Below are 9,406 nucleotides of genomic sequence, written 5' to 3'. Positions count from 1 at the left end.
GGTGTGCTTGCTGCATAATGCCGGAGTTCGCGCGCGCGACCCTGGAGGCGCTGCGCCAGCCGGTCGAAAGCGGCACGGTGACGGTGGCGCGGGCCGCCGCCCACGTGAGCTACCCGGCGCGCTTCCAGCTGGTCGCCGCCATGAACCCCTGCCGCTGCGGCCACCTCGACGACGCCGGCCTGGCCTGCAACAAGGCGCCGCGCTGCGCGCAGGACTACCAGGGCCGGATCTCGGGGCCGCTGTTCGACCGCATCGACCTGCACGTCGAGGTGCCGGCGGTCAGCGCCGCCGACCTCTCGCTGCCGCCGCCGGCCGAGGGCTCGGCCGAGGTCGCCGCGCGCGTCGCCCGCGCCCGCGCCCTCCAGGTCGCGCGCTTCGAGTCGCTCGGCCGGCCGGAGCTGACCAGCAACGTCCAGGCCGACGGCGCCCTGCTGGAGGCCATCGCCGCGCCCGACGCCGCCGGCCGCGCGCTGCTGACCCAGGCCGCCGAGCGCCTGCGCCTCTCGGCCCGCGGCTACCACCGCGTCCTGCGCGTCGCGCGCACCCTGGCCGACCTCGAGGGCGGCGGCCCGGTGACCCGCCTGCAGGTCGCCGAGGCCCTGACCTACCGCCGGGTCGCGCCGGCGCGGGGATAGCCCTTGATCCCGAGAGCCCGGCAGGGCAAGTGACGCCGCACCACAGGCAGCGGGGAGTGGCGGGCCTCAAGATGGCGGAGACGACGGAGACGGCGGGCCTGCGCGCGCGGCTGCGCCGGCTGATCGAGCGGCGCGGCTTCCAGATCGCGATCGCGGCGCTGATCGTGGTCAATGCCGTCACCCTGGGGCTGGAGACCAGCGCGACGGCCATGGCCGCGGCCGGGCCGCTGCTGCTCGCCCTCGACAAGGCGGTGCTGGCGGTCTTCGTCGCCGAGCTGGCGCTGAAGATGTCGGCCTACGGCTGGCGCTTCTTCCGCGATCCCTGGAACATCTTCGACAGCCTGGTCGTCGGCATCGCCCTGGTCCCGGCGACCGGCAATCTCTCGATCCTGCGCGCGCTCAGGGTGCTGCGCGTGCTGCGGCTGATCTCGGCGGTGCCCTCGATGCGCCGGGTGGTGACGGCGCTGCTCTCGGCGATCCCGGGCATGGGCTCGATCTTCGCCCTGCTGTCGCTGATCTACTACGTCTTCTCGGTGATGGCGACGAAGCTCTACGGCGCGCGCTTCCCCGAGTGGTTCGGCACGATCGGCGACTCGGCCTACAGCCTGTTCCAGATCATGACCCTGGAAAGCTGGTCGATGGGCATCGTGCGCCCGGTCATGGAGGTCCATCCGGCGGCCTGGGCCTTCTTCGTGCCCTTCATCCTGGTCACCTCCTTCACCGTGCTGAACCTCTTCATCGCGATCATCGTCAACGCCATGCAGAGCCAGCACGACGCCGACATCGCCGAGCTGCGCGCCGAGGAGATGGCCGCCCAGAAGGCCGACAGCGAGACGATCCTGTCCGAGATCCAGGCGCTGCGCCGCGAGGTCTCGGCGCTGCGGCGAGGGGCCGAGTAGGGACGGCACGTTCCGGTTCGGGAACGACGCCCGGTCGAGGCGCCAGCGCTCCCACGCTTGCATGGTTCGACAGGCTCACCATGAAGCGACGGAGGGGGTCGCGCGGGCTTCGGGTCGTGCGTCATCCGCTTCGGGACGTGTGGCTCGGCAGGGACATCGGCGCGCTCACGCTTCGTGGTTCGACAGGCTCACCATGAAGCGATGGAGGGGGTGGCGCAGGCGTCAGGGCGCGCTTCGTCCGGTTCGGGAACAACGCTCGGCCGGGACGCCGGGGCGCTCACGCTGAAGGCCGCGAGAGCCCCTCCGTCGCTTCATGGTGAGCTTGTCGAACCATGCAAGCGTGGGAGCGCCGGCGGAGAGGCGTGCCAGGGGCGCGCCGAGCCTACTTCTCCGGCGGCTTGATCATGCGGCCGAGGTCGCGGCCGGCGAAGAGGTGGACGTGGAAGTGCGGCACCTCCTGGTGCGCGTCGGGGCCGTGGTTGGCGAGGATCCGGTAGCCGCTCTCGACGACGCCGAGCTGCTCGGCGGCCTGGGCGACGGCCCGGCAGAAGCCGGCGATCTCGGCGTCCCCGGCGCGCGCGAAGAAGTCGGCCGAGGAGACGTAGGCACCCTTGGGGATGACCAGGACGTGGACCGGCGCCTGCGGCGCGATGTCGTGGAAGGCGAGAGCCTGCTCGGTCTCGAGCAGCTTCTTGCAGGGGATCTCGCCGCGCAGGATCTTGGCGAAGATGTTGTTCTCGTCGTAGGCCGCCATGGTTCCCCCGGGACTGGTGCTCGCGCTCGCGCCGGGGCCTCAGACGCCCTTGCGGGACGCCTTCTCGGAGACGCCGGAGATGCCCTCGCGCGCGGCCAATCTGGCCCAGACCTCCTCGGGGCGCAAGCCGTGGGCGGCCCAGAGCACGAGCAGGTGGTAGAGCAGGTCGGCGCTCTCGGCGGCCAGCTCCTCGCGGCCCTCGGAGGTCGCCGCGATGATCGTCTCGACAGCCTCCTCGCCGAACTTCTGGGCGATCTTGCCGGGCCCGCGGTGGAGCAGCTTGGCGGTGTAGGAGGAGGCGGGATCGGCGCCCTTGCGCTGCTCGATGACGGCGAAGAGCCGCTCCAGAACCGCCACCGTCGCCTCGGGCCGCCCCTCGCTCACGCCCCGGCTCCCGCCAGGCTGCCGGCCGGCTCGAGCGGGCGGACCGGCAGGCCGGCGGCGGCGAGGGCCGCCTTGACCTCGGCGATCGAGACCTCGCCGTAGTGGAAGATCGAGGCGGCGAGCACGGCGGTCGCGTGGCCGTCGCGGATGCCCTCGACCATGTGCTGGGCCGTGCCGGCGCCGCCCGAGGCGATGACCGGAACCCTGACGGCGTCGGCCACGGCCCGGGTCAGCGGCAGGTTGAAGCCCTGCTTGGTGCCGTCGCGGTCCATCGAGGTCAGCAGGAGCTCGCCGGCGCCGTAGGCGACCATGCGCCGCGCCCACTCGACGGCGTCGAGGCCGGTCGCCTTGCGGCCGCCGTGGGTGAAGATCTCAAAGCGGTCCGCGCCCCCGTCGCCTTCGCCGACCCGCTTGGCGTCGAGCGCGACGACGATGCACTGGGTGCCGAACTTGCGGGCGGCGGCGCGCACGAAGTCGGGATCGCCGACCGCCGCGGTGTTGATCGAGACCTTGTCGGCGCCGGCCAGCAGCAGCTGGCGGATATCGTCGAGCGTCCGCACGCCGCCGCCGACGGTCAGCGGCATGAAGCAGCGCTCCGCCGTTTCCCGCACGACCTCGAGCAGGATGCCGCGCTCCTCGTGGCTCGCCGCGATGTCGAGGAAGCAGAGCTCGTCGGCGCCAGCGGCGTCATAGACCGTGGCCTGCTCGACCGGGTCGCCGGCGTCGCGCAGGCCGACGAAGTTGATGCCCTTGACGACGCGGCCGTCCTTGACGTCGAGGCAGGGGATGACGCGCATCTTCAGCATGGCATCAGATCTCCTCCCCGCCGGCGAGCAGGGCGAGCGCCTGGGCCGGGTCGAGCCGGCCGTCGTAGAGCGCGCGGCCGCAGACGACGCCGCAGATGCCCTCCTCCTCGTGGACCAGCAGGTCGGCGAGGTCGTCGAGCGAGGCGACGCCGCCCGAGGCGATCACCGGCAGCCTGGTGGCGCGCGCCAGCTCGACCGTTGCCTCGACGTTGACGCCGGCGAGCACGCCGTCGCGGTCGATGTCGGTGTAGAGCAGGGCGGCGACGCCGGCGTCCTCGAAGCGCTTGGCCAGCTCGCCGGCCGCCAGGTCGCTGACCTCGGCCCAGCCCTCGACCGCGACCCGGCCGCCGCGGGCGTCGACGCCGACGACGATGCGGCCCGGGAAGCGCCGGCAGGCGGCGCGCACCAGCTCCGGGTCCTTGACCGCGACGGTGCCCAGGATGACCCGGTCGACGCCGATCTCGAGCCAGCGCTCGATTCGCTCCAGGCTGCGCACGCCGCCGCCGAGCTGGACCGGCAGGCGGGTCGCCGCGAGGATCGACTTGATGACCTCCTCGTGGACCGCGCGGCCGGCGAAGGCGCCGTTGAGGTCGACGATGTGCAGCCACTCGAAGCCGGCGGCCGCGAAGCTCTCGGCCTGGGCGACGGGATCGGCGCTGAAGACCGTCGCCTGGTCCATCTCGCCGAGGCGCAGGCGCACGACCTGGTTGTCCTTGAGGTCGATGGCGGGAAAGAGAATCATCGATCGTCCTCTGTCGGGATCGCCGGAAACGCCGCTCGGGGCCCGGTCAGGCCTCCGCGCCGGGCGGCTCCAGGTCCTTGTAGTAGTAGCGCCCGGCGAACCAGCTGCCGTCGATGCAGACGTAGCGGGGATGGCTGCCCCAGCAGGTGAAGCCGAGCTGGTCGTAGATCTCGATGGCGCGCGCCTGGGTCTCGCGCACGTCGAGGTTCAGCACCTTGAGGCCGGCGGTGCGCGCCGCCGCCTCGACCGCTTGCACGAGCTGCAGGGCGAGGCCGTGGCCGCGCGCCCAGGGCGCCACGAAGAAGGTCGTCAGGCTGCCGCAGAGGCGCTGGCCCTCCTGGTTCGCCGGCGGGCGCAGCAGCTGCGCCGAGCCGGCGACGGTGCCGTCGAGGCTGCCCAGGAACAGCTCGCGCTCCGGCACCAGCAACACGCCCTTCCAGTAGGCCTCCATGGTCGGACGCGGCGGCGGCGCCAGCCAGCCGAAGCCGCCGCCGTCGACGATCGCCTCCTCGGCGGCATCGCACAGCTCGTGGAGCTGGGCGCCGCGGAAGGTCGTGGCCGGCTCGACGCGCAGCGTCGGAGAGAGATGGGACGGGCTCGCGCTCATGGGCCTCCGCACTCGCTCATCAGGGCATCCAGGCCAGGAAGTTGGACAGCAGCCGCAGGCCGGCCGCCTGGCTCTTCTCGGGGTGGAACTGCGTGCCGACCAGATTGTCCCGGCCGACGACCGCGGCAAAACGGCCGCCGTAGTCGACGGAGGCGAGCTGGTGTTCCGGACGCTCGGGCCGCAGGCGGTAGCTGTGCACGAAGTAGACGTGGGGATTTCCGTCCAGCCCCGCCAGCACCGGGTGCGCGCGGCCCGGCGGCTCGAGCAGCAGCTCGTTCCAGCCCATATGCGGTATCTTGCGCGCCGGCCCGCCGGGCGGCAGCGCCTCGACGTCGCCCGGGATCCAGCCGAGGCCGGGGTGGCCGCCCGGCTCCGCCTCGGCGTGCTCGAGGCCGCGCTCGGCCATCAGCTGCATGCCGACGCAGATGCCCAGGAACGGCCGGCCGCGCTCGATCACCGCCTCCTCCAGCGCCTCGCGCACGCCGGGCAGGGCGGCGAGGCCGTCCATGCAGTCGGCGAAGGCGCCGACGCCGGGCAGCACGATCCGCTCGGCCCGGCGCAGGGCGGCGGCGCTGTCGCTCACCTCGATCGCGGCGCCGCGCCCGCTCTCCGCCGCCGCCCGCTCCAGGGCCTTGGCCGCCGAGCGCAGGTTGCCCGAGCCGTAGTCGACCAGAACGCAGGCCATCGCGCTCAGAGACTGCCCTTGGTCGAGGGAATGGCGTCGGCCTTGCGCGGGTCGATCTCGAGCGCGTCGCGCAGCGCCCGGGCCAGGCCCTTGAAGCAGGACTCGACGATGTGGTGGTTGTTGGTGCCGTAGAGCGTCTCGACGTGCAGCGTCAGGCCGGCGTGCTGGGCGAAGGCCTGGAACCACTCCTTGAACAGCTCGGTGTCGAAGGTGCCGAGCTTGTCGCGGGTGAAGGCGACCTTCCAGATCAGGTAGGGCCGGTTCGAGGCGTCGAGCGCGACCCGGGTCAGGGTTTCGTCCATCGGGATCAGGGCGTCGCCGTAGCGGCGGATGCCGCGGCGCTCGCCGAGCGCCTTGGAGACCGCCTGGCCGAGCACGATGCCGCTGTCCTCGGTGGTGTGGTGGGCGTCGATGTGCAGGTCGCCCTCGGCCTTGAGGGTGATGTCGAGCAGACCGTGGCGCGCCAGCTGGTCGAGCATGTGGTCGAGGAAGCCGATGCCGGTGTCGATCCGGGATTCGCCGGTGCCGTCGAGATTCACCTCGGCGGAGATCCGGGTCTCCTTGGTGTTGCGTTCCACCCTGGCGCTGCGCATGGCGGTCCTGCCCATTCGGTGCGCGTCCAGGCACGGCGAGCGACGCCGGGCGCGCGGGACGAGCGCAAGCGACCCAGCGGCCGGCGCTCTCGGCATTGCGAAGGCCGGGTGTTTAGCAGCCCGGGCCGGCTGCGCAAAGGCCTAAGCGGGATCACGGCGCGCGACCGGGCCGCCACGCCCCCGGCGACGCCGCTCCTTGACCCTGGGCGTTCGCCCTGCCATCTGTCCGCCATGTCCGAAGACCCGACCAACTGGCACGGAACGACCATTCTTTCCGTGCGCAAGGGCGATCTGTGCGTCGTCGCCGGCGACGGCCAGGTGACGCTCGGCCAGACCGTCATCAAGTCCAACGCCCGCAAGGTGCGCCGCATCGGCAAGGAGGGCGAGGTCGTCGCCGGCTTCGCGGGCGCGACGGCCGACGCCTTCACCCTCTTCGAGCGGCTCGAGGCCAAGCTGGAAGCCCATCCGGGCCAGCTGACCCGGGCCTGCGTCGAGCTCGCCAAGGACTGGCGCATGGACCGGGCGCTGCGCCGCCTCGAGGCGATGATGGCGGTCGCCGACAGGAACATCTCCCTGGTCCTGACCGGCACCGGCGACGTGCTCGAGCCCCAGGACGGCCTGATCGGCATCGGCTCGGGCGGCATGTACGCCCTGTCCGCGGCCCGGGCCCTGATGCCGGTCGAGGGCGTCGACGCCGAGGAGATCGCCCGCCGTTCCATGGCCATCGCGGCCGACATCTGTGTGTATACGAATCATGAACTCGTTCTCGAACGCATCTGACACGCCCCCCGGCGGCATCACCCCGGGCGACAACACTCCCGGCGACGGCGCCCCGGGCGACGGCAGCGCGCCGCGCAAGGCGCGCGACCTCGACAAGGAGATCGCGGCGCCGACCGCCGCCGCCTTCAGCCCGCGCGAGATCGTCTCGGAGCTGGACCGCTACATCGTCGGCCAGCGCGAGGCCAAGCGCGCGGTCGCGATCGCCCTGCGCAACCGCTGGCGCCGCCAGCAGCTGCCGGCGGAGCTGCGCGACGAGGTGCTGCCGAAGAACATCCTGATGATCGGCCCGACCGGCGTCGGCAAGACCGAGATCGCGCGCCGCCTCGCGAAGCTGGCCCAGGCGCCCTTCGTCAAGGTCGAGGCGACCAAGTTCACCGAGGTCGGCTACGTCGGCCGCGACGTCGATTCCATCGTGCGCGATCTGCTCGAGGTCGCCATGCACATGACCCGCGAGCGGCTGCGCCGCGAGGTCGAGGCCAAGGCTGAGATCGCGGCCGAGAACCGCGTCGTCGACGCTCTGGTCGGCGAGGGTGCCGGGCGCGAGACCAAGGAGAAGTTCCGCCGCATGCTGCGCACCGGCGAGCTCGACGACAAGGAAATCGAGCTGCAGCTGCGCGACAGCGGCATGCAGCTGCCGACCATGGACATCCCCGGCATGCCGGGCGCCCAGATGGGCATGGTCAATCTCAACGACATCTTCGGCAAGGCCTTCGGCGGCAAGACCAAGACCAAGCGGATGACCGTCCAGGACTCCTACGGCGTGCTGATGGCCGAGGAGTCGGACAAGCTGATCGACGAGGAGAAGGTCACCGCCGAGGCGATCCGCGCGGTCGAGCAGAACGGCATCGTCTTCCTCGACGAGATCGACAAGGTCGCCTCGCGCTCGGACCTGCGCTCCGGCGCCGACGTCAGCCGCGAGGGCGTGCAGCGCGACCTGCTGCCGCTGATCGAGGGCACCACGGTGGCGACCAAGTACGGGCAGGTGAAGACCGACTTCATCCTGTTCATCGCCTCCGGCGCCTTCCACACCGCCAAGCCCTCGGACCTGCTGCCAGAGCTGCAGGGCCGCCTGCCGATCCGCGTCGAGCTGGATGCCCTGACCCGCGACGACTTCAAGCGCATCCTGACCGAGCCGGAGAACTCCCTGATCCGCCAGTACACTGCGCTGATGGGCACCGAGGGCATGACCCTCTCCTTCGCCGAGGATTCGGTCGACGCCCTGGCCGACCTCGCCGCCGAGATCAACACCGCGGTCGAGAACATCGGCGCCAGGCGGCTGCACACGGTCATGGAGAAGCTGCTGGAGGAGATCTCCTTCACCGCCTCCGACCGCTCGGGCGAGACCGTCGAGATCGACTCGGCCCTGGTCCGCGACCGGGTCGGGGTACTGGCCAAGGACGCCGACCTCAGCAAGTTCATCCTTTAGGATCCGGCCCAAGGGTCTTGCCGGTAGCCTCCGGCGGCACCCCGGGATCCGGAGTCTCCTTAAGCAAGGCGAGCAGAGCGGCGACCTGCGCCGGTTCCAGGCTGCCGATGCGCTCGGCCAGCAGGTTGGCGAGCAGCGTCGCCTCGGCCGGCAGGCCGGCGGTCACCAGCGTCACCCGGGGGTGGGACAAGCGGGCCAGGCGCGCCAGCTCCTCGGCCTCGTCCCAGATGATGTTGAAGTACTGGCAGGCGCGATGCACCAGCTCCGGCGAGGGCCGGCCGCGATGGCCGTGCTCGAGCGCCGAGAGATAGGCCGAGGAGACGCCGAGCGCCGCCGCCGTCTGGGCCAAGGTGCGGCCGTGCCCGGCGCGCAGGATCCGCAGCTGCCGTCCGAAGGGCGTCACCGACCCGCTCCCGATCAACCGAATCCCAGTTTAGCAGACGAGGCCCGCCGCTGCACGGCCGCCGCTATCGGGGCTCGCGCTTGCGCTTCAGCAGGAGGTAGAGCGCGCCGAGCCCGCCGTGTTCCGGGCGGGCGAAGTCGAAGGCCAGGACGTGGGCGCGCAGGGGCGCCTGGTTCAGCCAGAGCGGGGTCTGGCGGCGCAGCACGCCTGGCTCCTCGCCGCGGCCCTTGCCGGTGACGATCAGCACGCAGCGCCGGCCGAGCCCCACCGAGCGGGCGACGAAGCCGTTGAGCGCCTCGTGGGCGGCCTGCTGGCTCAGTCCGTGAAGATCGAGGGTCGCCTCGATCGGCAGGCGGCCGCGCTGCAGCCGCTGCGCGGTGCGTCGGTCGAGGTCCGCGAGCGAGCCGTGGCTGAGCGCCGGCTTGGCCGGCAGGGTGACCGGCGGGAAGGGGCCGCGGCCCTGGAACAGCTGCTCGGGCCGCACAGTCACGGGCACGGGCCGGGCGCGCGGCCCGGCGTCGGGGACGTCCGCCGGCAGGTCCTCGAAGGCGGTTTCTTCCGGGGGCGGTACGAGCAGGCCGCCGGTGCGGTCGCGCTTGATCGGCGTGACCTCGCGGGCGACGCGCTGCCAGAGGTCCATGTCGGGCGGCAGCCGGAAGCGGGACGGCCGGCGGCGCTCCTCGGCCATGGGC

General features: G+C 72.1%; 13 protein-coding genes. 4 read left to right on the top strand and 9 right to left on the bottom strand.

Annotated features, from left to right (window positions below; translation table 11 throughout):
- Together WD341_RS17895 and WD341_RS17890 are read left to right on the top strand one after the other, a co-directional pair.
- A partial coding sequence (locus WD341_RS17895; RefSeq protein WP_368426850.1) for an ATP-binding protein occupies positions 1 to 635 on the top strand: 635 nt, incomplete at its 5' end.
- A 71-nt stretch (positions 636 to 706) separates the two neighbouring features.
- On the top strand, positions 707 to 1,534 hold the full coding sequence (locus WD341_RS17890; RefSeq protein WP_368426849.1) for an ion transporter: 828 nt from the start codon (positions 707 to 709) through the stop codon (positions 1,532 to 1,534).
- Positions 1,535 to 1,916: 382 nt separating this feature from the next.
- On the opposite strand, the gene WD341_RS17885 is transcribed toward WD341_RS17890, so the two are convergent.
- The 7 genes from WD341_RS17885 to hisB are packed head-to-tail and all read right to left on the bottom strand — an operon-like array spanning position 1,917 to position 6,105.
- Positions 1,917 to 2,288, bottom strand: a complete 372-nt coding sequence (locus WD341_RS17885; RefSeq protein WP_368426848.1) for a histidine triad nucleotide-binding protein — start codon at positions 2,286 to 2,288, stop codon at positions 1,917 to 1,919.
- Between the two features lie 39 nt (positions 2,289 to 2,327).
- Positions 2,328 to 2,645, bottom strand: a complete 318-nt coding sequence (locus tag WD341_RS17880) for a phosphoribosyl-ATP diphosphatase (RefSeq protein WP_368426852.1) — start codon at positions 2,643 to 2,645, stop codon at positions 2,328 to 2,330.
- Between the two features lie 23 nt (positions 2,646 to 2,668).
- Complete coding sequence (hisF, locus tag WD341_RS17875; RefSeq protein ID WP_368426847.1) at positions 2,669 to 3,478, bottom strand: imidazole glycerol phosphate synthase subunit HisF; 810 nt, start codon at positions 3,476 to 3,478, stop codon at positions 2,669 to 2,671.
- A gap of 4 nt (positions 3,479 to 3,482) precedes the next feature.
- Positions 3,483 to 4,220: a 1-(5-phosphoribosyl)-5-[(5-phosphoribosylamino)methylideneamino]imidazole-4-carboxamide isomerase gene (gene hisA, locus WD341_RS17870; RefSeq protein ID WP_368426846.1), complete on the bottom strand. Its 738-nt coding sequence runs from the start codon at positions 4,218 to 4,220 to the stop codon at positions 3,483 to 3,485.
- 46 nt (positions 4,221 to 4,266) lie between these two features.
- Entirely contained in the window at positions 4,267 to 4,827 is a 561-nt protein-coding gene (locus WD341_RS17865) for an N-acetyltransferase family protein (protein ID WP_368426845.1), read from the bottom strand.
- Between the two features lie 19 nt (positions 4,828 to 4,846).
- Positions 4,847 to 5,512: an imidazole glycerol phosphate synthase subunit HisH gene (gene hisH, locus WD341_RS17860; protein WP_368426844.1), complete on the bottom strand. Its 666-nt coding sequence runs from the start codon at positions 5,510 to 5,512 to the stop codon at positions 4,847 to 4,849.
- A 5-nt stretch (positions 5,513 to 5,517) separates the two neighbouring features.
- Positions 5,518 to 6,105, bottom strand: a complete 588-nt coding sequence (gene hisB / locus WD341_RS17855; RefSeq protein ID WP_368426851.1) for an imidazoleglycerol-phosphate dehydratase HisB — start codon at positions 6,103 to 6,105, stop codon at positions 5,518 to 5,520.
- 231 nt (positions 6,106 to 6,336) lie between these two features.
- Between hisB and hslV the strand changes: the two genes are divergently transcribed.
- Positions 6,337 to 6,885, top strand: a complete 549-nt coding sequence (gene hslV / locus WD341_RS17850; RefSeq protein ID WP_368426843.1) for an ATP-dependent protease subunit HslV — start codon at positions 6,337 to 6,339, stop codon at positions 6,883 to 6,885.
- Complete coding sequence (gene hslU / locus WD341_RS17845; protein WP_368426842.1) at positions 6,860 to 8,311, top strand: ATP-dependent protease ATPase subunit HslU; 1,452 nt, start codon at positions 6,860 to 6,862, stop codon at positions 8,309 to 8,311. Before hslV ends, hslU begins: the two co-directional genes overlap by 26 nt.
- Here hslU and WD341_RS17840 read toward each other — a convergent pair.
- Together WD341_RS17840 and WD341_RS17835 are read right to left on the bottom strand one after the other, a co-directional pair.
- Positions 8,301 to 8,714, bottom strand: a complete 414-nt coding sequence (locus WD341_RS17840; RefSeq protein ID WP_368426841.1) for a helix-turn-helix domain-containing protein — start codon at positions 8,712 to 8,714, stop codon at positions 8,301 to 8,303. The two genes, hslU and WD341_RS17840, sit on opposite strands and share 11 nt — an antisense overlap.
- Before the next feature lie 64 nt (positions 8,715 to 8,778).
- The gene (locus tag WD341_RS17835) at positions 8,779 to 9,402 is read right to left on the bottom strand and encodes a Smr/MutS family protein (protein WP_368426840.1); all 624 of its coding nucleotides are present in this window, start codon (positions 9,400 to 9,402) and stop codon (positions 8,779 to 8,781) included.
- Positions 9,403 to 9,406 lie beyond the last annotated feature (4 nt).

This window comes from Tistlia sp. (assembly GCF_040905785.1).
GTDB lineage: Bacteria > Pseudomonadota > Alphaproteobacteria > Kiloniellales > DSM-21159 > Tistlia.
Note: the sequence above shows the minus strand (reverse complement) of the source record. Positions and strands in the feature narration are given on the sequence as shown.

Excerpts from the sequence above, each read along its gene's own strand:
- WD341_RS17835 (WP_368426840.1), bottom strand. The coding sequence starts at position 9,402 with ATGGCCGAGGAGCGCCGCCGGCCGTCCCGCTTCCGGCTGCCGCCCGAC.
- hslU (WP_368426842.1), top strand. The coding sequence starts at position 6,860 with ATGAACTCGTTCTCGAACGCATCTGACACGCCCCCCGGCGGCATCACC.
- WD341_RS17885 (WP_368426848.1), bottom strand. The coding sequence starts at position 2,288 with ATGGCGGCCTACGACGAGAACAACATCTTCGCCAAGATCCTGCGCGGC.
- hisB (WP_368426851.1), bottom strand. The coding sequence starts at position 6,105 with ATGCGCAGCGCCAGGGTGGAACGCAACACCAAGGAGACCCGGATCTCC.
- hisH (WP_368426844.1), bottom strand. The coding sequence starts at position 5,512 with ATGGCCTGCGTTCTGGTCGACTACGGCTCGGGCAACCTGCGCTCGGCG.
- WD341_RS17865 (WP_368426845.1), bottom strand. The coding sequence starts at position 4,827 with ATGAGCGCGAGCCCGTCCCATCTCTCTCCGACGCTGCGCGTCGAGCCG.
- WD341_RS17890 (WP_368426849.1), top strand. The coding sequence starts at position 707 with ATGGCGGAGACGACGGAGACGGCGGGCCTGCGCGCGCGGCTGCGCCGG.
- hslV (WP_368426843.1), top strand. The coding sequence starts at position 6,337 with ATGTCCGAAGACCCGACCAACTGGCACGGAACGACCATTCTTTCCGTG.
- hisA (WP_368426846.1), bottom strand. The coding sequence starts at position 4,220 with ATGATTCTCTTTCCCGCCATCGACCTCAAGGACAACCAGGTCGTGCGC.
- hisF (WP_368426847.1), bottom strand. The coding sequence starts at position 3,478 with ATGCTGAAGATGCGCGTCATCCCCTGCCTCGACGTCAAGGACGGCCGC.